General features: G+C 53.0%; 25 protein-coding genes. 8 read left to right on the top strand and 17 right to left on the bottom strand.

Annotated features, from left to right (window positions below; all coding sequences use genetic code 11):
• Nucleotides 1-22 precede the first annotated feature (22 nt).
• Both E3U32_RS18290 and icd read right to left on the bottom strand, forming a co-directional pair.
• The gene (locus E3U32_RS18290) at nt 23-370 is read right to left on the bottom strand and encodes a DUF1304 domain-containing protein (RefSeq protein ID WP_134349907.1); all 348 of its coding nucleotides are present in this window, start codon (nt 368-370) and stop codon (nt 23-25) included.
• A 77-nt stretch (nt 371-447) separates the two neighbouring features.
• The gene (gene icd, locus E3U32_RS18285; protein WP_032657958.1) at nt 448-1,698 is read right to left on the bottom strand and encodes an NADP-dependent isocitrate dehydrogenase; all 1,251 of its coding nucleotides are present in this window, start codon (nt 1,696-1,698) and stop codon (nt 448-450) included.
• 117 nt (nt 1,699-1,815) lie between these two features.
• Between icd and rluE the strand changes: the two genes are divergently transcribed.
• The 6 genes from rluE to E3U32_RS18255 all read left to right on the top strand — a co-directional run bounded on the left by rluE (nt 1,816) and on the right by E3U32_RS18255 (nt 7,234).
• On the top strand, nt 1,816-2,469 hold the full coding sequence (rluE, locus tag E3U32_RS18280) for a 23S rRNA pseudouridine(2457) synthase RluE (protein ID WP_134349906.1): 654 nt from the start codon (nt 1,816-1,818) through the stop codon (nt 2,467-2,469).
• 9 nt (nt 2,470-2,478) lie between these two features.
• Nucleotides 2,479-2,952 (top strand): NUDIX hydrolase, encoded by a 474-nt coding sequence (locus tag E3U32_RS18275; RefSeq protein WP_134349905.1) that lies wholly within the window; start codon nt 2,479-2,481, stop codon nt 2,950-2,952.
• 40 nt (nt 2,953-2,992) lie between these two features.
• A complete protein-coding gene (gene mnmA, locus E3U32_RS18270; RefSeq protein ID WP_134349904.1) occupies nt 2,993-4,105 on the top strand; it encodes a tRNA 2-thiouridine(34) synthase MnmA in 1,113 nt (370 codons plus the stop codon).
• 27 nt (nt 4,106-4,132) lie between these two features.
• A complete protein-coding gene (hflD, locus tag E3U32_RS18265) occupies nt 4,133-4,762 on the top strand; it encodes a high frequency lysogenization protein HflD (protein WP_013097081.1) in 630 nt (209 codons plus the stop codon).
• Between the two features lie 19 nt (nt 4,763-4,781).
• Complete coding sequence (gene purB, locus E3U32_RS18260) at nt 4,782-6,152, top strand: adenylosuccinate lyase (protein WP_134349903.1); 1,371 nt, start codon at nt 4,782-4,784, stop codon at nt 6,150-6,152.
• 410 nt (nt 6,153-6,562) lie between these two features.
• Nucleotides 6,563-7,234, top strand: coding sequence for an SOS response-associated peptidase (locus E3U32_RS18255; protein WP_134349902.1), 672 nt, complete (start codon nt 6,563-6,565; stop codon nt 7,232-7,234).
• A 125-nt stretch (nt 7,235-7,359) separates the two neighbouring features.
• Here E3U32_RS18255 and E3U32_RS18250 read toward each other — a convergent pair whose 3' ends face one another.
• The gene (locus E3U32_RS18250; protein ID WP_049056778.1) at nt 7,360-7,932 is read right to left on the bottom strand and encodes a flavin reductase family protein; all 573 of its coding nucleotides are present in this window, start codon (nt 7,930-7,932) and stop codon (nt 7,360-7,362) included.
• Nucleotides 7,933-8,060: 128 nt separating this feature from the next.
• Here E3U32_RS18250 and E3U32_RS18245 point away from each other — a divergent pair, with 128 nt between their 5' ends.
• Complete coding sequence (locus E3U32_RS18245) at nt 8,061-8,960, top strand: LysR family transcriptional regulator (protein WP_045374596.1); 900 nt, start codon at nt 8,061-8,063, stop codon at nt 8,958-8,960.
• Nucleotides 8,961-9,014: 54 nt separating this feature from the next.
• Here the strand turns inward: E3U32_RS18245 and E3U32_RS18240 are convergent, their stop codons facing one another.
• From E3U32_RS18240 to E3U32_RS18230, 3 genes are all read right to left on the bottom strand, one after another.
• Complete coding sequence (locus E3U32_RS18240) at nt 9,015-10,283, bottom strand: Y-family DNA polymerase (RefSeq protein WP_134349901.1); 1,269 nt, start codon at nt 10,281-10,283, stop codon at nt 9,015-9,017.
• 2 nt (nt 10,284-10,285) lie between these two features.
• Complete coding sequence (locus E3U32_RS18235) at nt 10,286-10,705, bottom strand: translesion error-prone DNA polymerase V autoproteolytic subunit (RefSeq protein WP_134349900.1); 420 nt, start codon at nt 10,703-10,705, stop codon at nt 10,286-10,288.
• A 172-nt stretch (nt 10,706-10,877) separates the two neighbouring features.
• Nucleotides 10,878-11,435: a recombinase family protein gene (locus tag E3U32_RS18230; RefSeq protein WP_134350741.1), complete on the bottom strand. Its 558-nt coding sequence runs from the start codon at nt 11,433-11,435 to the stop codon at nt 10,878-10,880.
• A 127-nt stretch (nt 11,436-11,562) separates the two neighbouring features.
• Here E3U32_RS18230 and E3U32_RS23815 point away from each other — a divergent pair, with 127 nt between their 5' ends.
• The gene (locus E3U32_RS23815) at nt 11,563-12,378 is read left to right on the top strand and encodes a hypothetical protein (RefSeq protein ID WP_286164392.1); all 816 of its coding nucleotides are present in this window, start codon (nt 11,563-11,565) and stop codon (nt 12,376-12,378) included.
• A 43-nt stretch (nt 12,379-12,421) separates the two neighbouring features.
• Here E3U32_RS23815 and E3U32_RS18220 read toward each other — a convergent pair whose 3' ends face one another.
• The 11 genes from E3U32_RS18220 to E3U32_RS18170 all read right to left on the bottom strand — a co-directional run bounded on the left by E3U32_RS18220 (nt 12,422) and on the right by E3U32_RS18170 (nt 25,238).
• Nucleotides 12,422-13,603, bottom strand: a complete 1,182-nt coding sequence (locus E3U32_RS18220) for a tail fiber domain-containing protein (protein ID WP_134349899.1) — start codon at nt 13,601-13,603, stop codon at nt 12,422-12,424.
• A 112-nt stretch (nt 13,604-13,715) separates the two neighbouring features.
• Nucleotides 13,716-17,522, bottom strand: a complete 3,807-nt coding sequence (locus E3U32_RS18215) for a phage tail tip fiber protein (protein WP_166790960.1) — start codon at nt 17,520-17,522, stop codon at nt 13,716-13,718.
• A gap of 64 nt (nt 17,523-17,586) precedes the next feature.
• Complete coding sequence (locus E3U32_RS18210; RefSeq protein WP_134349898.1) at nt 17,587-18,063, bottom strand: hypothetical protein; 477 nt, start codon at nt 18,061-18,063, stop codon at nt 17,587-17,589.
• Nucleotides 18,064-18,148: 85 nt separating this feature from the next.
• Complete coding sequence (locus tag E3U32_RS18205) at nt 18,149-18,766, bottom strand: tail assembly protein (protein ID WP_134349897.1); 618 nt, start codon at nt 18,764-18,766, stop codon at nt 18,149-18,151.
• Complete coding sequence (locus tag E3U32_RS18200; protein ID WP_134349896.1) at nt 18,759-19,478, bottom strand: C40 family peptidase; 720 nt, start codon at nt 19,476-19,478, stop codon at nt 18,759-18,761. Before E3U32_RS18200 ends, E3U32_RS18205 begins: the two co-directional genes overlap by 8 nt.
• Nucleotides 19,479-19,480: 2 nt before the next feature.
• Nucleotides 19,481-20,218 carry a phage minor tail protein L gene (locus tag E3U32_RS18195; protein WP_016063063.1) on the bottom strand — a complete coding sequence of 246 codons (738 nt, stop codon included), beginning with the start codon at nt 20,216-20,218 and terminating at the stop codon, nt 19,481-19,483.
• Between the two features lie 55 nt (nt 20,219-20,273).
• Entirely contained in the window at nt 20,274-20,612 is a 339-nt protein-coding gene (locus E3U32_RS18190; protein WP_134349895.1) for a phage tail protein, read from the bottom strand.
• Nucleotides 20,609-23,746, bottom strand: coding sequence for a phage tail tape measure protein (locus E3U32_RS18185; RefSeq protein ID WP_134349894.1), 3,138 nt, complete (start codon nt 23,744-23,746; stop codon nt 20,609-20,611). Before E3U32_RS18185 ends, E3U32_RS18190 begins: the two co-directional genes overlap by 4 nt.
• Nucleotides 23,730-24,002, bottom strand: a complete 273-nt coding sequence (locus tag E3U32_RS18180; RefSeq protein ID WP_010429901.1) for a phage tail assembly protein T — start codon at nt 24,000-24,002, stop codon at nt 23,730-23,732. Before E3U32_RS18180 ends, E3U32_RS18185 begins: the two co-directional genes overlap by 17 nt.
• A 50-nt stretch (nt 24,003-24,052) precedes the next feature.
• Complete coding sequence (gene gpG / locus E3U32_RS18175) at nt 24,053-24,484, bottom strand: phage tail assembly chaperone G (RefSeq protein ID WP_134349893.1); 432 nt, start codon at nt 24,482-24,484, stop codon at nt 24,053-24,055.
• Nucleotides 24,485-24,494: 10 nt separating this feature from the next.
• On the bottom strand, nt 24,495-25,238 hold the full coding sequence (locus tag E3U32_RS18170; RefSeq protein ID WP_134349892.1) for a phage tail protein: 744 nt from the start codon (nt 25,236-25,238) through the stop codon (nt 24,495-24,497).
• Nucleotides 25,239-25,240: the final 2 nt, after the last annotated feature.

The following is a 25,240-nucleotide window of genomic DNA, read 5'->3' as shown; positions in this document are numbered from 1 at the left end:
TTACCTCAACCAAAGCATTGCTTCAGATGAGCAACGCAAGCAGCGCTGCGAGAGCGGGCATGGCCTGCACATACAAAATTTTTCGGCTGGCGGTTACTGCACCAAATACACCGGCTATTAACACGCAGGCCAGAAAGAAGATGGACACCTGAACCCCCTTCTCGCCGAGGCAAAGGCTCCAGAGCAGACCTGCCGCCAGAAAACCGTTATACAGCCCCTGATTTGCGGCCAGCACGCGGGTGTCACGCGCAAAGTCGGGACGCAGATTAAAGGCCTTGTGCCCGGTTTTTGTGTTCCACAGGAACATTTCCAGCACAAGAATATAGAGATGAATTAACGCAACAACAGTGATAAGTACCGTGGCTAACATCGTGCTGTCTCCCGCAGGCAGAGGCAAAAAAAACGGGAACCCTCAGGCTCCCGTTCTCGTTTAACCCAGAATCTGGATTACATGTTCGCGATAATCGCGTCGCCAAACTCTGAACATTTCAGCAGTTTAGCGCCTTCCATCAGACGTTCGAAGTCATAGGTGACGGTTTTCGCGTTGATCGCGCCTTCCATACCTTTGACGATCAGGTCTGCGGCTTCGAACCATTCCATATGACGCAGCATCATCTCTGCGGACAGGATGATAGAGCCTGGGTTCACTTTGTCCTGACCTGCGTATTTTGGTGCAGTACCGTGGGTCGCTTCGAACAGGGCGCACTCGTCACCGATGTTCGCGCCTGGGGCGATACCGATACCGCCAACCTGAGCTGCCAGGGCGTCAGAGATGTAGTCACCGTTCAGGTTCATACAGGCAATCACGTCGTATTCTGCAGGACGCAGCAGGATCTGCTGCAGGAACGCATCGGCGATTACATCTTTAATGATGATCTCTTTGCCGGTGTTCGGGTTCTTAATCTTCTGCCATGGGCCACCGTCGATCAGCTCACCGCCGAACTCTTCTTTCGCCAACTGGTAACCCCAGTCTTTGAACGCGCCTTCGGTGAACTTCATGATGTTGCCTTTGTGAACCAGGGTCACAGAGTCACGGTCGTTGGTGATTGCATATTCGATGGCCGCACGCACCAGACGCTTGGTTCCGTCTTCGGAGCACGGCTTAATGCCGATACCGCAATGCTCAGGGAAGCGAATTTTCTTCACGCCCATCTCTTCGCGCAGGAATTTAATCACTTTTTCTGCGTCAGCAGAGTCAGCTTTCCATTCGATACCTGCGTAGATGTCTTCTGAGTTTTCACGGAAGATAACCATATCGGTCAGTTCAGGGTGCTTAACCGGGCTTGGGGTGCCCTGATAGTAACGAACTGGACGCAGACACACGTACAGGTCCAGCTCCTGACGCAGTGCCACGTTCAGGGAACGGATACCGCCGCCAACTGGCGTCGTCAGTGGGCCTTTAATAGCAACGCGGTAGTCACGGATCAGGTCCAGCGTTTCTGCTGGCAGCCAGACGTCCTGGCCATAAACTTGAGTAGATTTCTCACCGGTGTAAATTTCCATCCAGGAAATTTTACGCTCGCCTTTGTAGGCTTTCTCAACAGCGGCATCAACCACTTTCAGCATTGCCGGGGTAACGTCTACACCGATACCGTCACCTTCGATGAACGGGATAATCGGATTGTGAGGAACGTTAATCTTGCCGTTTTGCAGGGTGATCTTTTTACCTTCCGCCGGAACAACTACTTTGCTTTCCATTAACCTCTCCTTCGAGCGCTTCTGGTTGTTACTGATCTTATGTTAATAAATTGTAATGAGCCCTTCGATAGTACCTGATTGTCCTGCGCCATGAAAGGTCTTCGTTATTAGGCTATAATGCGGCAATTGATAACGCCTGAAAATACCATGAAGAAAACTTCTTTTACAAAACACCGGGTTGAGCGATTCAGCTCGCGACAACCCGCCAGAAGACCACAGGAAACCCAGCCAAAGCGGGTTATTCTGTTCAATAAACCCTACGATGTTTTGCCGCAGTTCACCGATGAAGCCGGGCGAAGCACGCTAAAGGACTACATTCCTGTGCAGGGCGTTTACGCCGCCGGGCGTCTGGACCGCGACAGCGAAGGCCTTCTGGTCTTAACCAACGACGGCGCGTTGCAGGCGAAGCTCACGCAGCCCGGGAAACGTACAGGCAAAATTTACTTCGTCCAGGTGGAAGGCGAGCCGGATGAGGCGACGCTGGCGACATTACGCAGCGGCGTCACGTTGAACGATGGCCCAACCCTGCCGGCAGGTATTGAACGCGTGAATGAACCGGAGTGGCTGTGGCCGCGCAACCCGCCCATCCGCGAACGCAAATCTATTCCGACAAGCTGGCTCAAAATCACCCTTTATGAAGGCCGCAACCGTCAGGTTCGGCGCATGACCGCACACGTCGGCTTCCCTACCCTGCGTCTGATTCGCTACGCTATGGGCAGCTACACCCTGGAAACGCTTGCCAACGGTGAATGGCGAGACGTTACCGTTTAAGGAGTCACTATGTTTAAACCTCATGTCACGGTAGCCTGCGTGGTCCACGCCCGGGGTAAATTCCTTGTGGTTGAAGAGAGCATAAATGGCAAAGCGCTGTGGAATCAGCCTGCCGGGCACCTTGAAGCCAACGAGACCCTGCTGCAGGCTGCGAAACGCGAGCTGTGGGAAGAGACCGGCATTCACGCTGAGCCTCAGCACTTCATCCGTATGCACCAGTGGATCGCGCCTGATAGCACACCGTTCCTGCGTTTTTTATTTGCCGTTGAGCTTAGCGAAACGTGCGCCACAGCGCCGCAGGATGACGATATCGACCGCTGTCTGTGGGTCACCGCCGACGAGATCCTGAACGCGCCAAACCTGCGCTCGCCGCTGGTTGCGGAAAGCATTCGCTGCTGGCAGTCTGCCGGGCGCTTGCCGCTGGATGTTATCGGCGCATTTAACTGGCCGTTTACAGAGGGTGTCAACGGTGGGGGGGCGTGATAGAATACGCCGCCTTGAAGTTCAATGTCGTGAGTATTCCATGTCAGATAACAGCCAGAAAAAAGTAATCGTCGGCATGTCCGGCGGTGTCGATTCCTCCGTTTCCGCCTACCTGTTACAGCAACAGGGCTATAAGGTGGAGGGCCTGTTCATGAAGAACTGGGAGGAAGATGATGGCGAGGAATATTGCACGGCCGCAGCGGATCTCGCCGACGCGCAGGCCGTGTGCGATAAGCTCGGCATTGAACTGCACACCGTTAACTTTGCCGCAGAATACTGGGACAACGTTTTTGAACTGTTCCTCGAAGAGTACAAAGCGGGACGCACTCCGAACCCGGATATTCTGTGCAACAAAGAGATCAAATTTAAAGCCTTCCTGGAATTCGCCGCGGAAGATCTGGGCGCAGACTATATTGCGACCGGCCACTATGTGCGTCGTGCAGATGTGAATGGCAAAAGCCAGCTGCTGCGCGGCCTGGACGGCAACAAAGATCAAAGCTACTTCCTCTATACGCTGAGCCACGAGCAAATCGCCCAGAGCCTGTTCCCGGTCGGCGAGCTGGAAAAGCCGCAGGTGCGTAAAATCGCCGAAGAGCTGGACCTGATCACCGCGAAGAAAAAAGACTCTACCGGCATCTGCTTCATCGGCGAGCGCAAATTCCGCGATTTCCTGGGTCGCTACCTGCCTGCACAGCCGGGTAAAATTGTTACCGTCGACGGTGAAGAGATTGGCCAGCATCAGGGACTGATGTACCACACCTTAGGTCAGCGTAAAGGCCTGGGTATCGGCGGGACCAAAGAAGGTAGCGAAGATCCATGGTACGTTGTCGACAAAGATGTCGAAAACAATATTCTGGTTGTTGCTCAGGGTCATGACCATCCGCGTCTGATGTCCGTTGGCCTTATCGCGCAACAGTTGCACTGGGTCGATCGTGAGCCGCTAAAAGGCACGCTGCGCTGCACGGTGAAAACACGCTACCGTCAGACCGATATTCCTTGCACCATTACCGCGCTCAATGACGATCGCATTGACGTGCGTTTCGACGAGCCGGTCGCCGCCGTCACCCCGGGTCAGTCTGCTGTCTTCTACAGCGGTGAAATCTGCCTGGGCGGCGGGATCATTGAACAGCGCCTGCCGCTGACCGCTGTTTAACACGATTGCACACATAAAGGAGACCGTGTGGCGAAGAACTACTATGACATCACCCTGGCACTGGCAGGAATTTGCCAGTCAGCCCGTCTGGTGCAACAGCTGGCACATCAGGGTCATTGCGACGCTGATGCCCTGCACGTTTCACTCAACAGCGTTATCGACCTCAACCCCGGCTCGACCCTGGGTGTGTTCGGCGGCAGTGAAACCAATCTTCGTCTCGGTCTTGAAACCCTGCTTGGCGTGCTTAACGCCAGCAGCCGTCAGGGGTTAAACGCAGAGCTGACCCGCTACACGTTGAGCCTGATGGTGCTGGAGCGTAAGCTGAGCGCAGCAAAAGGCGCGCTCAATACCCTGGGCGATCGCATTGCCGGGTTACAGCGTCAGCTCGACCATTTTGACCTGCAGTCCGAAACGCTGCTGAGCGCCATGGCCGGCATTTATGTTGATGTCATCAGCCCGCTGGGCCCGCGTATTCAGGTCACCGGCTCCCCTGCGGTGTTGCAAAGCCCACAGGTACAGGCAAAAGTGCGCGCTTCCCTGCTGGCAGGGATCCGCGCCGCCGTGCTGTGGCACCAGGTTGGCGGTGGCCGCCTGCAGTTAATGTTTTCTCGTAATCGCCTGACCACTCAGGCAAAACAAATTCTTGCTCATTGTTAACCTCCCGGAGTTGCGAATTATGGAATTATCCTCACTGACCGCCGTATCCCCTGTCGATGGACGCTACGGCGATAAAGTCAGCGCGCTGCGCGGGATCTTCAGCGAATATGGTTTGCTGAAGTTCCGTGTTCAGGTTGAAGTACGCTGGCTGCAAAAGCTGGCCGCCCAGGCAGCAATCAAGGAAGTTCCTGCTTTTGACGAAAAGGCAAACGATTACCTTGATAAAATCGTTGCTGAGTTTAGCGAACAAGACGCCGCACGCATTAAAACCATTGAACGCACCACCAACCACGACGTGAAAGCGGTTGAGTACTTCCTGAAAGAGAAAGTAGAAAGCGTTCCTGCGCTGCATGCGGTGTCTGAGTTCATTCATTTCGCCTGTACCTCTGAAGACATCAACAACCTGTCGCACGCCCTGATGCTCTCCACCGCACGCAAAGATGTGGTGCTGCCTTACTGGCGTAAAATCATCGACGCGGTGAAAGCGCTGTCCGTGGAATACCGCGATATCCCACTGCTCTCCCGTACCCACGGTCAGCCAGCCACCCCATCCACGATGGGTAAAGAGATGGCGAACGTGGCGTACCGTATGGAGCGCCAGTACCGTCAACTGGAGCAGGTCGAGATCCTCGGCAAAATCAACGGCGCGGTCGGTAACTATAACGCCCACATTGCCGCGTATCCGGAAGTCGACTGGCACCAGTTCAGCGAAGAGTTCGTGACCTCTCTGGGTATTCAGTGGAACCCGTACACCACCCAGATTGAGCCGCATGATTATATTGCGGAGCTGTTTGACTGCATCGCCCGCTTCAACACCATTCTGATCGACTTCGATCGTGACGTGTGGGGCTACGTCGCGCTGAACCACTTCAAACAGAAAACCATCGCCGGTGAAATTGGATCTTCCACCATGCCGCACAAAGTGAACCCGATCGACTTCGAAAACTCCGAAGGCAACCTGGGTCTGGCGAATGCCGTGTTGCAGCATATGGCAAGCAAACTGCCGGTATCCCGCTGGCAGCGCGACCTGACTGACTCCACCGTACTGCGTAACCTGGGCGTGGGTATCGGCTACGCGCTGATCGCTTACCAGTCCACTCTGAAAGGCGTGAGCAAACTGGAAGTGAACCGCGATCGTCTGCTGGACGAGCTGGATCATAACTGGGAAGTCCTCGCGGAGCCGATTCAGACCGTAATGCGTCGTTACGGTATCGAAAAACCGTATGAAAAACTGAAAGAGCTGACCCGCGGCAAACGCGTTGACGCCGAAGGGATGAAGCAGTTTATCGACGGTCTGGCCCTGCCAGAAGAAGAGAAAACGCGTCTGAAAGCGATGACTCCGGCGAACTACATTGGCCGCGCCATCACCATGGTCGACGAGCTGAAGTAATGTCCCCTCCCCCTTTCCGCCCGGAAAGGGGGTTGCTTTTCCCCGGTTTACTCAATGTTTATCCCCACAGCAACATAATCAGCGTTAGACTGCACAGATAAAATATCAACAGCCGCAACATCAACAAATTACAATTATTTCAGTCACTTACCTTGGCAATCACTCGGACATTATCGGACATTAAAGGCCAATTTCACGCCCCAAAACGCGCCCCTCAGCTCAATTCTGCCCCCAAATCTGCCCCCAAAATACCCAACTTTGCGTAGCTCCTTCCAGTTTCGCAAAGCCTCACTTTACCGTCTCGCTGACTTCCATCATCATGCCCCTATTTCAAAATCATAAAGTTTCGGTGCGCACCTGTTTTTTTTCTCCCTGCCCTATACTTTCAATCTGACTGACTGGAGGTTTCTATGTGTGGACGTTTTGCACAAGCACAAACCCGTGAAGAGTATCTGGCTTACTTGGCCGATGAAGCCGATCGTGACATTGCCTATGACCCGGAACCTATTGGCCGGTACAACGTCGCGCCTGGAACCAAAGTTCTGCTGTTGAGCGAACGCGACGAACAACTGCACCTCGATCCGGTATTCTGGGGCTACGCGCCCGGGTGGTGGGATAAGCCGCCATTGATTAATGCGCGCGTCGAAACTGCGGCCACCAGCAGAATGTTCAAACCTCTCTGGCAGCATGGCCGGGCAATCTGCTTTGCTGATGGATGGTTCGAGTGGAAGAAGGAAGGCGACAAGAAGCAGCCATATTTCATTCACCGGGCAGACGGTCAGCCGATATTTATGGCCGCGATCGGCAGTACGCCATTTGAACGCGGCGATGAAGCGGAAGGCTTTCTGATAGTGACGTCTGCAGCTGACAAAGGCCTGGTCGATATTCACGACCGCCGGCCGCTGGTTCTGTCACCTGAAGCGGCGCGCGAATGGATGCACCAAGACATAGGCGGGAAAGAAGCTGAAGAGATAGCGTCCGACGGCGCCGTGCCTGCCGACAAGTTTATCTGGCACGCCGTGACGCGCGCCATGGGTAATGTGAAGAACCAGGGGCCGGAGTTAATCGAGGCAGCACGATGAAAGGACAAATAGACTTGGTACGTCCGAAATGAGCGAAAAGCGGACATCTTAAGTCGGTTGTTTTTATTTATACTATTACCTCTATGTAGCCATGTTATATGGCTACATTTATACAGCAGTAAGGATTAGTCTTTTCCTGGACCATAATTGAATTTTGTACCTTTACCAATGGCGTAAAACTGTCCGCCAGCTACGTAATGGACAGTACGTAATTCATCAGGCGCATCATCAAAAATCCAGTGCCCATTTCTGAAAACGCGGTCATCACTCCATGCTCCGACAATTTCCCCCATGAACAAGTTGTGCTGCTTTTCATTTTCTACATTGGGTATGACCTTACAGACTAGCCAGCCAGCGCAACCTTCAACTAAAGGAAGGTCAAACTCTTTCTGATAAAACAGTGGAATTTTACTGTTTTTATCGGGTGTGTCAGAATAACTGTGGCCTCCAGCATATAAAACCATTTCCATCTGTTTTACTACTGGGATCTGGACAACGTAATATCCACTTTTTTCTACAAGTCCGCGAGTAAATGCCTGTGGACCTATAAAAGCCATTACTTTATTATTTCCTACTAACCCCACCCAGGCCGCTGCCATGACATTTTCAATGCCATCATTTTTAGCTGATATCATCGTCGTTGGCCCGACCTGCAATAAACGATAGGCTTTGTTTAACTCTACTGGTTGAATTGACATAATTTTCTCTTTTGAGTTCTGATAAAAATTAAGACAGGTTACTTATTTGATTGTTCGATTATATGAGTGGAATAGTTGCAAATTAATTGCTATTATCAAAATACATTATTGCAATTTTCACAACAATCATGAACAAACTTGATGCCCTAAAGTTTTTTATCATTGCCTCTGAAACCCTGAACTTCCGCGAAGCAGCCATAAAGCTGTCGGTTTCACCATCAGTAGTAACCCGAACAGTCGCTGAGTTGGAGAAACAGCTTGGTGAACCTCTTTTCAAACGCAATACTCGGTCGATCTTTCTTACCAGTTTCGGTGAGTTATTTTTACCCCAAGCGAAGCGACTGCTGGAAGATTCTGAAAAGTTATTTCTGATGGCGAAAGATGATAATGAAATGAAAGGTATTGTTCGTATCACATTACTTCGATTTCCAAAACATGAGCAAATCTTGTATGAACTGTTGACTGCACTGCGTCCATATCCTGAGTTATTTATCGACTGGCGTTTAGATATGATGAAACTTGATACTATCGAGCATCGTATCGATATAGGCATACGCGTAGGGCGAGAGCCTAATCCAAACTTTATCATTAAAAATATCGGGCAAGTTGAACATATTTTGGTTGCATCCCCTGAACTCATAGCGCGCCTGGGAGCACCAACTGATTTAGAAGATCTTCGACAGCGTTATCCATTTAGTGGTTTAATTAATCCTGAAACGGGGAAATCATTTGAGTTTATGAGTGACGCAGTGAATACTTTTGTCCCTCGTCATATTGAGTTTTATACTACAGACCCATACGCCGAAATTCAGGCTGCATTGGCCGGAAAAACGGTTGTACAATCCAGCGATTTTATCTGTAGGGAGTACTTAGCAAGCGGCCAACTTGTTCCCCCACTGCCAGAACTGCGACAGGAGAAATGGCAATTTTATTTATATCGACCTTACCAGCTGATTACTCCCAAAAGGGTCACGGTCGTTTTCTCACTATTAGAAAAAATATTACGCAAATATTTCACATCTAAATAATACTTTCCTTAACGTCTGCTCCTGGCACAAAGCGGACGAAGAAATCAGAAAAATTTATCGGACTCTAAGCAGATCTGAAAATCTCGTTGTATATCGAGGCGACAACATTTCTCGCTTCATCTGCCAATGTTGTTGGATGCCCTGACCGGCAAAGTAGAGCGTTCCTTTCCCGTCTTTCGCGTTCAGGTGATCAAGTACTTCCATTAAGCGGTCACTTCCAACACGCGGCGCGTTCTCGTCGAACAGATTAAGCTGGGCCACACCTTGGCTGAAGAAGTCACCCAGCATTATTCCTGCCTTCTGGTACCGGTGACCATCCTTCCAGATTTTGTCCAGGCACTTTACCGCGGCGTTGATGATGTCGCGGGAATCCTGAGTGGGAGTAAGAAGCTTCATGGATGCACTATTACCGTAATATGGCTCGTTAAGCGCAAAGGGAGAGGTTTTCACGAATGCGGAGATAAAGCGGCAATACTGATGCTCGCCGCGAAGCTTTTCGGCGCCACGCGCCGCATAGCTGCAGATAGCCTGACGCATCTGCTCATACTCAGTAACGCGTTCGCCGAATGACCGACTACAGACGATTTCCTGCTTTGCCGGTGCAAACTCCTCCAGATCCAAACATGGTTCGCCGCGCAGCTCCCGGACAGTTCGCTCGAGTACCACGTTAAAGTGTTTACGGATAATCCAGGTGCTTTGTTCTGAGAGGTCCAGAGCAGTTTTGATACCCATGGCGTTCAGCTTCTTACTGATGCGCCTGCCTACGCCCCATACATCCTCTACAGGCACGACAGCCAACAACCGACGTTGCCGATCGATATTGGACAAATCAACAACTCCGCCCGTCTGACGCTGCCATTTTTTGGCGGCGTGATTTGCCAGCTTTGCAAGGGTCTTACTTTGCGCAATCCCAACTCCCACGGTCAGGTGCGTACGCTTTAGAACCGTAGCACGGATCTCTTTGCCGAACTCCGTCAGATCCCTGCAGTTGCGAACACCAGTCAGGTCGCAAAAAGCCTCGTCGATTGAGTATATTTCGACACGAGGGCTCATTTCCTCCAGTGTGGTCATAACCCGGTTGCTCATGTCTGCGTACAGCTCGTAGTTACTGCTGAAGCAAACAACGCCAGCACGCCGGAAAAGCTCCTTTTGTTTGAAGAAAGGCTCACCCATGGTGATTCCGGCGGCTTTGGCCTCGGCGCTGCGTGCAATTACGCAGCCATCATTATTCGAGAGAACGACAACCGGGCGTCCCCTCAAATCAGGCCGAAACACCGTCTCGCATGATGCGTAGAACGAATTCACATCACAGAGCGCGAACATGTTCAGCTCGCCGATTTAACGATGAAAGTCACGACGCCGAAAACGTCCAGCGTGTCTTCGCTGCCTACAATGATCGGACTGTAGGCGCTGTTCATTGGATTGAGTTGCACGGTCGGGCGCAACTGCAGGCGTTTAACAGTGAACTCCCCTTCCACCGCTGCGATGACAATGTCACCGTGCACAGCAGTCCTGGAGCTGTCTACCACCAGCAGATCGCCGTCGCTGATCCCGGCTTCAATCATAGAATCACCCGCGGCTTTGACGAAATACGTTGAACTCGGGTGAGCGACAAGTAACTCATTGAGATCGATGCGCTGTTCAACGTAATCAGCTGCGGGGCTTGGGAAACCACACTGCACTAAGTCACTGAAAAGCGGGAGAGCAATAATTTCTCGCAGTTCTGCAGGCCTGATAAATTCCATACGACACACCCTGAATACTGTTTTTATATACAGTAGTTTCATTTGAGTATGCACGCAAGACAGAGGGTCTGTCATAGCTGATTAAAGCTTCGCCGTTTCGTTTCTAAGTTTCTACGTCGCTTCGAATTATGAGTTTTGTAAATTTTATGGGCGTTACTCTATGTGGGCAGATTTAAGCCAGATCTGAAGCAGGAAATTTTTTATAAAGCGTGCATACGGCAACGTCATAAATTATCGCTACCTGCTTCCTGTCCAGACCGTTCGCTATCAACCGACCTGCCTGAGCCCATTGCTCCTGGGTAAGCTTCGGACGCCTGCCGCCGATTCGCCCTTTCTCACGAGCTGCGGCCAGACCTGCCCGGGTACGCTCCACAATCAACTCCCTCTCCATTTCCGCCAGGGCTGACATGATATGAAAGATGAAGCGGCCCATCGGGCTTGATGTGTCGATGCTGTCAGTGAGGCTCTTAAAGTGGATGCCGCGCTGCCGGAGTTCGTCCACCAGCAGCACCAGATTCCGCATGCTACGCCCAAGGCGATCCAGCTTCCAGACTACCAGCGTATCCCCCTCATTCAGCGCCTTAAGAAGCTTTTTCAACGCTGGCCGGTTCGCCACTGTTCCGCTCATTTTTTCTTCGAAAATCTGCTCACATCCTGCGCGTTCGAGCGCTTGTCGCTGAAGATCCGTATTTTGGTCATTTGTTGACACCCTTACGTAGCCAATTTGCATATTTTTCACCCAGTTATTTCTGCAAAAAAATCAGGTGAAGTTATCGGCCAGGCCGCTCAAGAGCAATTTATAAAACGTCGGTTTAGGAAACAGCGCCACCAGGAACGTTGGAACGGCGGCGGGAACGGTGGCCGCAGGCGACGATTCGCGATTCGACAAAATTGCCAACTTAGGAAGTGCAGCCCTGAAAGATGTTGGTTTTAATGTTGGGAATATTGCAACAGTCCATTCCGGGAGAGGATCATCAGCAAATCCAGTTCAAAAAATCTGGGATGGAATATATGAGCCAGGGGTAGCAGGGGCATTATTTCCTGAAAGTTGCGTTATTCAGGTTTTACCCGGTCCGACTCCCTCTGAGTGGGGTGAGCTTGGCATAGGATATGGAACTGCAAACAGGGCATTCATTGCGAAAGCTTCTTACAGTTCTACGTTACCGACTGGAAATATTACGGTGATGGAGCTGTGGCACTCACATAATACAACGGTCGATGCGAACGGTTTTCTTAAGCGAGCTTCTCCAGTAGTGAAGATTTTTAAAGATGGCGATTATGAAACTAACGACGAATCAGCAGGTGTTACTGTCACTCGTCTGGATGTCGGCCAATATCTGATTGAAGGTTGTGAAGCTCTCAATTCAGACGCTGCCTGGGGCGGTATCGACGGAGGTTTTGAGATTCCAACAGACAGGAATAAGCAACCGCTGATATGGCTGGATTATGAGGTTAACGCCGATGGCTCTGTGCTGGTAAAAACCTATCACCGTACCCACCTTTCAGCACCAGCATTTGCCAGGAATGAGTGTGCTGGATTGGCAGATGGCGATCCCATTGATATCCCGGCTGACCAGTTCATATGCGTTCGTGTAGAAATGCCAGCGAGCAGCATCTGGAATCAGAAACAGAACCAACTGGAAGAATCTGTAAAGCAGGAACAAGGTTCATAAGAAAACCGCAGCCCGTCATATGCCGGAACGGGCTGCAAATTATTCAGCTTCCTGATTCCAGTTTTTCAACCTTACTCGTCAAACTATCGACCTTAACCAACAGAGCAAGAATAGCTTCATGGTGAAGGGCTGCCGCCACACCTGATGTGTCTAAGGCCAGTGTTTTTTCCACAATCTCGCCATTTTCCAGCCTTGTTTCCCCATACTCTTTTACCGCTTCAGGGAAAACTTTTTTAACCTCCTGAGCGATAAAGCCGTAACCATGCAGATTGTTATCTTTACGATCCCACTCTACCCCCCTGAATAATTTCATCTTATCCAGAGCATCCTCGATAGTTTTAATATTGTCTTTGATTCTGGCATCAGATGTATTTACCCAATTGCCGACCGCACGGCCATCGACATTAAAACTCCATACAGGGTTACCTCTTGGAGCATTTACCCCGATCAATATTTGCTCAGTCTCATAATCATTCGTGCTATAAGCGGCAACAATAAATCCCTGTGAATTTGGTCTTTTTAGTTTCATCCCTCCATAAACAGCCCCCTGGTCACCCGGCTTTACCGTTTCAAGCATCGTTGTATGGCCGTAGGAGTGATCAATATATAAAGCGTCACCATTGATAGATGTACCGCCATTGATTGTACCTCCGCTCTTTCCGTTCACAGTTCCGAACCGTGAATCATCGCCAGCTGCCACTGTTCCCGCCGCAGCGCCAACGTTCCTTGTGGCGCTGTTTCCCAAACCGAGGTTTGTGCGAGCGTCTGCTGAGTTCGTTGCCCCGGTGCCTCCCTGGTCAATCGGGAGAGCACCATTGCTCCCTTTCTGCGCCAGTTTACCGATGCCAGGAATGGTTACAGAGGTGCCGTTGATGGTAACGGTGATACTCTGGTTTGCTGAGGTGGTGGCGAACGTCTCCCAGGCGCCAATATTCTCGTCATACTCTTTGATGAGCTGAGACATGGCCTGTGCCAGCCCATCAACCGAGATAATGTCCGACACAAGAATTCCATATTTCTGGCCGCTCAGCGCAGGGGAAGCGGCAGGCGTAACCGTCATTGACGTGGCGCTGTTTACGGATGAAATCTGGAACAACTGCACCGGGTTAGACATAACAATAATCGTCTGGCCAGCGCGGACCTGACTGGCGGGTGCCATCCAGTTCGTGCCGGTGCCAGTTGCGGTGTTTCCATTAACGGCGATGGTGCCAGTGTTATAAAGCATATTTTCTCCAGGCAATAAAAAAACCCGCCGGGGCAGGGTTGATATTCAAAATAGTCGACTGATTTTGACGAGTGTATTTATCGCGAAAACAGATGGGAGGAAGGATTCAGGCTTAACTTAATGACGTACCCTGTGGCGTAACGATCGCAATTATAGGACTTGTCAATATTCTCCCGCTCCCCGAAGCGCTGAGAGTGATCGTTTTTTCCTCACCCGCTGCAAGGTCGTAAGAGTAACCAAACGATTTTCCCGCAGTACGGTCTGCTTGTTCCTCACCGTTAACAAAGAAACGACAGCCCGCTGTGTACTCATTTATATTAAAAAATATTGATAGCCTGACTGGCAGTCTTGGGTTTCCTCCATAATTAATATTAAAGCTTCGGTTTGCGCCTGCTTCTTTACCAAAGGCAGAATACATTTTGGACTCTGAGATATTACCGACAATTTTGTTTGCATAAACGGTACCCTGAAAATCTCCGTCGGTAGCATATACAGTCCCCCTGAATTCGCCGTTCGTGGCGTAAACCGTTCCTCGCACGGTTACGTTATTGAAAACGGCGTAACCCGATTTGTTGATGTGCCAGCCGACGTTCCCGGTGCCGTCCCATGTGGAGGACTGGATGTAGTTGCCGATTTTGGTATTGTCGATTGATCCGTTGCCAATCACCGTATCCCGGATAAAGGTTTGCCCGTTCTGAATGACGAACGGAAGCGTAACCGCTGCGCCAGCCTGATGAGTCACCGCGAAGCGGTCTGCCAGGAAGATAACCTGCGACTGCATGCCGGATGGCGTATTCTCCACGCCGATCCCCATCCCTGCGGCGTAATACTGCCCGTTGCTGGAGACCCCAACCTTGATGTTGTACATCGCGCTGAGGTCGCCGTTTACGTTCGCTATGGCCTGAGCGTTGGTGGTTATCGCCGCCGTATGCCCGTTGACGGTCGCCGTGATGGAGTTTATCTGCGTGGCCGTGGCCTGCTGATAATTCGAAACCGTCTGGCTTAGACTGTTGATGGATGCCGTATTACCGTTGACGTTCGTCTGCAGGCTCAGCAATGCGCGTGCCGTTGCCTCTCTGTCAGTGACTATCACCTCATCAATGCGGTCCAGCTGCGCGCTGTTACCCGCAACCGATGCCGACAGGGTTTTACGCGTGGCCACCTGAGCGAGGTTGGCCTGGATTATCGCAATTGCCGAGTTCTTCACGCCTCCTGTCATGCCGTCCATCGACACAGAAATCTCGTCTATCTTCACTTCGGCCTGCGCCAGCCCGTCAGCGTTCTCCAGGATATCCTTCGCCAGCTGCTCCAGTTCGTCGTTGGCCTGTTTGATATCGTTAGCCATGCCAGCAATTTTTTCATTGCTGTCCACCGCGTTCTCGATCAGGTCCTTGAACGTTTCCGACTCTTTCATATCCTCCAGAATGTCATTGGTTATTTCGCTGACATCTATCGAGGACGTGCCCATGATCCAGTCGGTCCAGTCCCCGGCGTTACCGATACGGTCAATCAGGCGCGCGCGGTACCACTGGCGAACGCCGGCAGGCATGGGGCCATGCTGATAATCTGCAGCCGGGTACGGCACTAGGACCAGCAGTTCAGGATTGGCGTAGTCGGCAGTTGTGGCGCGCTGAATCTCTGTATAGGCCGTGTCGCCTGAGCCATCCGGAAATTTCCAGGTCAGGTCGATATGCCAGACCACATCTTCGGTCGCCAGGAAGTTGAGCGGAGTACCCGGTTTTCCCGTTTTTCCGGAGAGATAAGTTGTTTCACCGTATCCCCATGGTGACGACGTATCCTGCGCATTCAGCGCACGGACGCGCACGTCATAGCTGCCCGAATAAATGCCCTGAACCGAGAAACCCTGCGCGCTGGTAACCGGAACGTTTATCCAGTCCCCGTTGTCCTTACGCCACTGGGCAACGTACCGGATTGCGCCCTCTACCTTATCCCATGACACGTCCAGGCTTGCTACAGTCAGCCCCTGAGACACATGATCGCTCTCAGTCACCACGATATTCTTCGGAGCAGACAGGACGCTTATCGGCGTGACGGTGATCGGGGGCGACTCGACCCGAACACCGTCATCGATGTAACGGTATTTATTTGGATCGTGCTGAACGGCCGTAATAGTGAAACCGCCTGTGCTGTCGTCGTTAGCCGCGATTGAAGTGACCCTGAAGTACTGTATCGCGAGGTTATCACTGTCTATCGCCCACACAGCACCGGCGGCAGGTGCCTGACTGAAGGCCGTAGCCACCGTCACCGTTATTTTATCGGCGCTCACAGCGCTGATTGTCCGCGTCTGGGCTTTTCCATCTGGCAGGTTAACCACCAGCCGGTCTTTCGCCGCGTAGTCTATTTCTCGATCCAGCGTAATCTGGCGGCCGTTGACCGCCACTATGCGGCCACCGTTCTCCTTGCCGGAGCGGAAAGGATCGGCGACACCGATAATCTCAGCGGGCAGAGGGATGTACCCGTCCAGCCCCACCCCAAACGATACGGTGCCGTCTTTGGCATTGGAGAGTAATACCCAGCGACCGCGCCGGTGCGCTTCACTTTGCGAGGTGCAGCCGATTGCGGTCAGGGACGTCTGCCTGACGTCGTAACGCTCTACCAGCGCCGAATCGTAGACCCCCTCAACGGTATCGCTGTAATGGTTCTGCGGATCGGACCAGGACACCAGGCAGGAGCTGTAGCGATTCTTGTATGAGCCGCCCGCATAAGTAAACAGCCCATCGATCACATTTGAGGCGTTATAAACCCAGTCAACATCGTCCTGCGGGACGTCTGCCTGGACATAAATCTGATCGTTGCCCCAGAACGTTATTCCTCGAAATACCGCGGCGAGATCGTTAAGTACCTGCCAGGCGTCCTGCTGGCTCTGAATGAAAACGTTGCAGGTGAAACGCGGTTCGGTACCACCGGCCCCGTCGGAAACCATTTCGTCGCAATACTGGGCAATTGAATACAGCGCCCACTTATTCACCATGGACGCATCCACGCGCGTGCCCATGCCGTAAATTTCATCCAGAACCAGATCGTAAAAGATCCAGGCAGGGTTATTGGACCAGGCCATTTTGAACCCGCCGGACCATGAACCAGAATAGGTTCGGGTTATCGGATCGTAATTATCCGGAACCTTAATCAGCTTGCCTTTTATCTTACAGGTCACTTTCGGCGCGCTGCCGTTGAACTGGCTGCTGTCCACTTCGACATACAGGAGCGCGGTTAAAGGATAACGAAGCTTGCTGTCGATGACTTCCGCATACGAAAACACCTTGAAGGCGTTAACCAGTTTCGAATTTGATCCGCTGGCATCAGCCGTAATACGCCTGACCCTGACAGACCAGCCGGACGTAGATTTTGGCAGATCGATACGGTGGTCACGCTGATATTCCGTCGTGGTCTTTCCGTCAAACTTGCCGTTTACAACCGTTTTCCAGGCGCCGCCGTCCGTTGATAAATCGATTGCATACTCGGTGACCGTGCCCACCATATCGCCGTTATCTTTATAGAGATACTGGACCGGAAGGCTGAGCTTGATGCGGATGGCATCCAGGGAAAGATTGGTAAACTGGCGTGTCCAGGGCGCGGTGGTGGTGACAGTTGTGCCAACCGCCAGCTCGTTATCGACCTGGGGCATCCCGGCAATATAGGTCTGGTCCTGTGTGCCCTTGCGGAACTCCCATTTCACGCCGCTAAAGTTGTATTCCCCGCTGTCGTTTGCCAGCGGCGTATCGTTGAGAAAAATATTCTGAGCGATCAGGTCACCCTGTATTTCTCCCTCAGAAACGGCAATGAGCATTTTTAATTTTGCGACCGACAGCAGATCGTCAGGTTGCTCAACCGGAGTATGCGCGCTTCCACCGCCCCCTTTTGCACCCTGTATGATGGTTTCACCATGGAGAAGTTGCATTTTTACCCCATTAAAAAACCCAGCCTGAGCTGGGTTATTTGTTAGTATTAATGATGGTGTCTTATTACATGTTTTTGTAATAACTAACTTTTGAGTCAAAGTCCTGTTTTGCGAGTGGCGTTTGACTGGTTACATAAGCTTCCCACGAACTATAAGCCTCAACAAGAGCACGACGTTCCTCTGTGTCTTTAGTATTGGCTTTCATGGTTTCAAACACATTCGCCCCAATTTCTTTAAGCTTGCTCTTTCTGGTGGCGCTACATGTTGTTATTGCATCAGCTACCGAATTATCCCATCCAACTAATTGAAGAATCTCTATACGCTTCTGAATAACAAACTGATCTGCCGAGGCATTAAGCGCAGCCTTGGATAAAAAGTCCGCAAACTCCTTTTTACTATGCGGCATTTGTTTTGGCATCGTAATGTTATCTTCACAATTTGCTAAATCAGCGTATTGCTTTTGTAAATTGTTATTCTGATTTTGTGGGGCACAACCTGAAATAAAGAGCACACCTAATAAGACCAAACCGTATTTTTTCACTTTCATCTCCTTGATCAGCATCGTTTTGGACATGATAACCAAGGGAGATTGCAATGTAACGTTCATCTTATTCGGTTGCATTTCACTATTGCTGATCGCTCGAGTACATACCGGCGCTGACTATCGCTCCCCCAGCCTCGATCAGACCGTAGGCCAGGGGGACAGGATGCCCCATAGCGACGGTATTGACCGGCGCCCCGAAGGCATAGTTAGGCGTGTTGTCCGTGCTGGAGGATTTACCCGCGCCGAAGGATGGCTGGGGTGTGAGCATCTGGACAACGCCGCCCAGCATCATTGACACCCCAACCCCGGTCAAAATTGACGTGGCGCTGATGGCTGTTGCACTCATGGCTGCCCCCCAGGCTGCCATGCTCGCACCAGCGGTAAAGAATGCAGCGACCAGCGCAACGGCACCGACAACTATCTGCAGGACGCCCGAACTTTTGGCCCCCTCATAAACGGGCACGATCCGGTACACGCTTCCACCGCGGGTCATATCAAACTCTTCCAGCCCGATATTGTTGTCACCGTTAAAAAAGGCGAAACGGATCCCCTTCATATGAGCTTCCGACATATATTTTTTGAACCCGGGAACCTGTGAACACATGGCCCTGAGCATTTCGCGCAGATCGGCAACATCAAACTGAACGCGTTTACCGAAATTTTTAGCCATTTTCCCTTCGAGAATAAGCGTCTTAACCATGCATTCTGTCCTTATGCCTGACCACCCGGACCGTTCTGTCTCGATAATATTTTCCATAAGGCGTTCGCGAAGAAAGGTGCCCGAAAAGATGATGGAGAATGATGTTGTCACCCACATATACCGCGGCGTGATTAGTCACCGATGCCTGCACAGTCATCATGATGATGTCCCCTGGCTGCATTGCACCGGCGGCAATCTCAACAAATCCCTCACGCTCCCAGTTGTCATCGTAGAGCCGTTCCTTGCCGCTCTCCCACCATTCGTAAGGTACTGAATAGTTCCCGAGAACAATGGCGTATTCGCGCAGATAAAATTCACGGATAAGCGACCAGCAGTCGGCGTAACCCAGTACCCACTGCCGCCCGGCATAATCCCGGTCTTCACGCGGGGAAATCGTACAAAAATCCCCGTCCGGCCAGGACATGATCCCCCACTCAATCCCCGACCAGTCGCACTGGATCCGGTCCAGCTCCGAGGGCACCAGCCGAACCACATCCGGATGGGAATGAATGAGCATGATGATCTCACCGCGCACGCGGGCAGCGAGCTGATCTTCCGGGGAGAGCGTGAATGTCTCCTCGGGCTTATCTGCAATGTTGCGGCAGGGAATAAAGATTTGCTGCTGGCCTGACTGAACAATCAGACCGCAGGCTTCTTTGGGGTATTCAGCAGCGACGTGCTGACGGATAGCATCCAGCAATTTTTCACGCATATTTATTTCCCCTGTAGGTTGGCGGCCGGAAAACCACCGAACGGCAGCGGCGCGTCCGGGCCGTGACGATCCTGACAATCCTGCCGGCGGCCGCCACAAACGTCTTTCGACGGGTCATCGGTCGGTGTACCGTCTTTGGTAAAGTATTTCGTGCCGTTGTAATCGCATCCGGTCCCGCTTCGGTACCAGCCCCGCATACACCAGGTGCAGACAGGGGTAATTTGCCGTGTCGGCAGCTGCAGGCTCTGAATATCGAAAGGAGAACACAGCTCAAAATCAACCTGTACCCGCGTCTCTGCGGTTTTAGCATTGACGTAAAAGAGCTGTACGCGCTCATCGGCCGGACTGGCACCCGGGTTACCGTTTTTCCAGTTGGCGGCATCGAGATACTTCGAAAGCGTGGTATGGATTTTGACCTTAGCCCTGACCATATCGTCATATTCAAGACACAGCGCGGTGACATAGTTTCCGACGTTCCCGACGGACAGCGTGGGCGTTGGCTGGGAACCTGTACTCGACAACTCCATCCCCTTCAGTTCGTAGGGATGGGGATCGTACTGGTTTCCCTGCCAGATAATGGCGGGCAGATTTTCTGCGGCGAAGGCTGCCCACCCCTCTTCCTGAATATTGTGCGCATGAAAACGCAGCACCTGATCCATACCGAATTCAGTGCCGTCGATCTCAATCAGCTGAATAACGCTGCCGGGCTCAAGCTGTTGGATGTCTGCCGTAAAACTCATTCTTCCCCCATAAAAAAAGCCGCCCGGAGGCAGCTTTCAGTGTTTGTCGAGAAAATCAGGGCGCGAACGCCTGTTCAAAAGTGAAGGCCACAGTGGCTTTTTTCCCGGTAGGGAAAGAAACGCTGAACGAATCGGCTTTCATTCTGAACAGCTTTTTTTCACCCCATGGCGTGGTCCACCAGAACGATTTAGTAACGTGAGACATCAGAAAAGCGCGCAGCGCAGCCGCCTCCTGTCTGGTGCCCGTCCAGTCCAGGCTCCACGTTTCCTGTTTTTCGTTGATCCCCATCCCCGCTATCTGTTTGTAGCCATCCCCGAACTGGGCCTGCAGCGTTCGGGCTGTTTCAGTGCCCTGCGCTGTTTTTCGCGTGCGCCAGGTAAACGTGTCTGTCACGGTGTCCTCCTCGAATAAAGCACGCCGCCTGCGGACATTTCTTTTTTCAGTCGCTCGGTGATTGTCTGCTGAATAATCGCCTGCAGCTGTTTCGCCGTCCCCGTGGCGTTCGCCTGATTTATGCTTCCGTCACTCCCCTGCTGGCTGATGCTGACTGGGGCATAAACACTGATCCCGCCCATGCCAGCACCGGCTGCGCTCCCGCCGCCGACCAGACCACCCGAGGCATACCCTCGCATCAGGCGATAGAGATTAGCCACGCCGATGCGGCTTGTTGATTCTTTGGTGAAGACGAATTCCCCGCGGTGAACGATACCGGCTGGCTCGTACTTGCCGCCGTGCCCGGTAAAACCGCCCACGTCAAAACCCTGTGGCCGGAATGACGGGACCGCGAATGACTGACCTGCAGAGGAGGTTTTCGCCCCGCCGCTCACCCAGCCCATTGCGCTCTGGATGGTGTACGCCACCAGCAGCTGGTTGATAACGGAGACAATCATTTTAAGGATCGAGCTGGTGAAGTCCCTGAAGCTCGCCTTCCCGGTTGTCGTCAGGCTGGTAAGCTGGCCCGCCAGCCCGCTGAACGTAGCCTGCGAAATCTGCTGAACGGAGCTGAAAACGTTTGTCGCTGAATCCTGATATTCGGCCCAGCCCTGTTTAGCACCGGCCAGCCAGTTTGCGCGCAGTTCATCTTCAGCCTCGAACGTCGCCCTTTGCTCTTCCAGAACCTTTTGCTGTGCCTGAGGGTTGTACGAATAGCTTTCGCTGAGACGCTGCAGCGTAGTTTGTCGCCCTGCTTCCCGGGTGGATACCCCCTCAGACTGAGCCTGCAGACCTGCCCTCGCGGCCTTTTGCTGCTGTTCAAACTTCACGGCCTGATCGGCCAGTTGATTGAGCTTTTGCTGGCTGGCAACCTTATCGCCCAGGTCGGCCAGCTGCCGCTTGTACTCGAGCGTTTCTTCCTTGTGCGCCAGCAGGGATTTTTCCTGCGCCGTAAGCTGACGACGCCCCGCGGCCTCCTGCAGAACGGTGAACTGATTTTCAGTCTGCCAGAGATCCTGACGCTGTTTACTTATGACGTCGTTCACGCTGGTATGCTGCTCAAGCGTTTTAAGCTGGGCCTGAAGAGTGAGAAGTTCGGCCTGCGCCTTTTCCTCGGCTTTGTCCCCGGCGGGCGTTGAATAGCTTTTGCCTTTCGGAGTTTTTGGATCCTTCCACTGCTTTTCAATCCCGGCGCGGGCCGCGGCAATGTCCTTTTCAGTCCACAGCGTGGCGACACCGTCTTTTGCATCCTGGCGGTTTTTCTCAATAAGCTGACTGAGCTTTTTCTCTGCTGAAGCCCGCTTTTCTGCTGCCGTCGCGCCGGACTCCACCAGCTGGTTAAACTGCTGCTGGCTGCGGATTGCCTGAGCCTGCTGGTCCGTTCGCATTTTTTCCCGCGCGGCTGCCAGCCCTTCCTGGGCGTATTGCTGATCGGCAAGATCGTAAGCCTGCTTTTTCAGCTCCACCTGCTGGCGCGCGTTTCTCAGCCTTTCCGCATCAGCTTTCTGCAGAACGTTATTACCGGCATAATCCGGGTCGACCTTAAGATTGCTGGACAGAGCGCGGTACTCTTTCTCTGCTGCCTGCCATTCAGCAAAAGAGTCCTGGCGCTTCATCGCGGTGTCAGGATTACGCCCAACGCCCAGCATCGCATCCCACGCACCGGAGGCGGCATTCTTCACCCAGTTCCAGGCTTTTTCGAGGGATCCGAGATTATCCTCGACAGCACCGGCACGCTGAATGACCGCGTCGGAATATGCCCGCATGGCCAGCTCGGCGGCTTTCTGAGAATCCCCCAGCGCCTGAGCAGAGGCAATCTGTTCATACTGGGTGGCCGTCAGAAAGTGCAGGGAATCGTTGAGCGTCGCGACCGCGTTAACCGGATCATCCTTCAGGCGTTTAAACTGATTTATGGTTTCGTCGACGGCCTGCCCGGTAGCCTGCTGCAGCCTGGCGGCAACATTGCTGACCATGCTGACGTCATTACCGCTGAACGCGCCGCTGCCAACGACCTGCGCCAGCACGCCTGCAGCGGCATGCTGCGTGATGCCATTACCGGCCAGCGAGCGCGCCAGCGCCTGAAGCTGCCCTGACGTTTTCCCCGCGTAGTTCCCGGTCAGGATCAGCTGCCTGTTAAATTCCTCAGACTCTTTGCTGCCGTCATACCAGGCCTTACCCAGCCCGAATACCGCCGCGGCAATCCCACCAACCATGCCGGCGATCCCAAGCCCGCGCAGCGACAGCAGCTGGTCTATCCATCCTGCCCGGTTCGCCAGCGTGATCCCGGAGCCGCGCAGCGCGCCGAAGTTACCGCGCATGACCTCGCCGATAAGTACCCCCAGCTCCTGCCGGGCAGCAGCACTTTGCAGCCCCAGACCGTGCGTGGCCACTTTGGCAGCTTCAAGCTTGCGGATATAGACCTCAGCCGCATCGCTGGCACCGACCTGCGCCGCCTTCATGCGCAGCAGCTCGGTACCGGAGAGCTTTTGCTCTGCAACCTGTTGCTTCAGCTGGCTAAGGAATCGCGTGCGCGCTGCGGCCGATTTTTCCTCCACGATCTGCAGTTCTTTTTGACGGGCCGTGGTGCGAGAAATAAGGGCGAGATAATCCTGCTGGGTTATGTTTCCCTGTGCCCTGGCTGCGCGAAAGCGCGCCTGAACGTTCGCAAGCGACTGTGTTTCACCATTGAGCTGGCGAACGCCGTCAATCTGGCGGAAAAATGATGCCGCCAGTTCATCCTGTCGGCGGGCAAGCGCTGCGGCCTGCCCGTCATTCTCACGCATGCGCTTGTTAAGTTCGGTCACGCGGCGATGAGTTTCATCAACGGACTTAGAAACGTTCTGCCAGTCTTTTGTCAGCCCTTCCGTTGCGGCCGACTGACGGGCTTTCATGTCTGCGGCCGCTGCCGCGCCAGCGTCGCCCACGGTTTTAAACGCAGCCGCCTGCCGCTCGGAAGCGCGCTGCATTCGCGTCTGGACTTTTTCAGAGTCCTCAGCCATCCCGGTTAGCTGGCCCTTTATGCGGGCAACCTGCTCACTAAACGTGGCGCTGTCGACGTCAAGGTTGATGACCAGATCGCTAATCTGCTGGGCCATATCGGATACCTCCTGTTATCCCCTCAGCTGCGGCCATCAGCGCATCATCATCCGGCTCGTCATCGCTGATGACGATACCGGAAGGAGAAAGCAGGCTGAAATGTGCGGGGGTAAGTTCCGGGTCGCGGAAGAAAAGAGTGGAGATGGAATAAAGCAGCTCTGAGAAATGCGCATCGAGCTGCGCGTCCTGAAAATAATGCTCCCGGTAGAACTGGTGCCAGTCGCCCAGCTCACTGGAAGTCATTCCAGCCAGCATGGCGCGCCAGTCGGGTCGCCCGAACTCGCGCGCCAGATTCAGGACAAACTTCAGCTCGCTGGCAAGGGCTTTTCCGCCGTAACGGGTTCTGCGCTTTCGGCCTCCGCTGAGGTATCCGGATCGGCAGGATTGTCATCCTCAACCGGAACGAGCATGCCGGAGAGCAGCTTTATTTCCATTTCTGCTTTACCGATCGCCTCCGGCGGCCAGCCGCTAAGCACCTGCTGATAAAGCGTCTCCACATCCGTGCCAGCCGGATCGTTATGCCACAAAGACATCGCAATCAAACGCGCACCGCAGCGAATATTTGAGCCAATCAGCCTGGCCGTCATTTCCTGATCGCTGATGCCGTCGCTGTCAGCGCTGACGGCCTTTTCCTCTGCGGCCATAAACGTGATGTACTCAATACGCTGAAGCGCCGACAGCTCGAAAATGGTCAGTGATTCTTTTTGCCAGGTGAACTTCTCTTTTTTCAGAAACATGCGTCCTTCCTTACGCTGCAGTTACGGTGACTTTGCAGACCGCAACGAAATTACCGTCGCTGGTCATAACAATAACGTCAGCGGTGCCTGCCGCCACGCCGGTGACGGTGATCGCATTACCGCTGAGGGTGACCGTTGCTTTTGCCCCGTCTGAGGTTGCCACGCGGAACGAGGTATCTGAGGCGCTGGCAGGGTTAACCGTCACATTTAGCGTTGTGGTTGCGCCGACGGCCACGCTTGCCGTGGCTTTATCGAGCGTAACGCCGGTCACGGGGATATTCGGGGTCCCGCTTTCTTCTGCCAGTTCTGGCTTGCCGGTATTGGTGATTTTCGCTGTACGGGTAATGACCTCTTTTGCCGGAATGGCTTTACCCAGGCTGCTGCACCAGCCGCGGAAAACGTCGACGGTACCGTTCGGGTATTTGATTTTGTAATAGCGTACTGAGCCATCAATAAACCATGCGACAAGGTCTTTTTGCCCTTCTTCGCCCGGTTTCCAGGCGAGGGTGAACGAGGTATCGCCAGCAGATTTTGCCCCCTGGGCCGTCGCGTTCCAGTCGGCATCCTCGTCGTCGAGGTAAGTGTCGTCATACGATTCGGCGGTCATTTCGCCCGGCGTCAGCTCTTTAATTTTCGCCAGGCGGTTCCAGTCGATATCCGAGAGTGGGTTAGCGAAAGCGTTGCCCGTTCCGGTGTAAAGCCAGAGTGTGGTACCGGCACCTTTCACGGGGGCCAGCGGGTTTGGAGTAGGCATAA

Origin of the sequence: Lelliottia nimipressuralis (genome assembly GCF_004402045.1) — a bacterium.
Lineage (GTDB): Bacteria > Pseudomonadota > Gammaproteobacteria > Enterobacterales > Enterobacteriaceae > Enterobacter > Enterobacter chinensis.
Note: the sequence above shows the minus strand (reverse complement) of the source record. Positions and strands in the feature narration are given on the sequence as shown.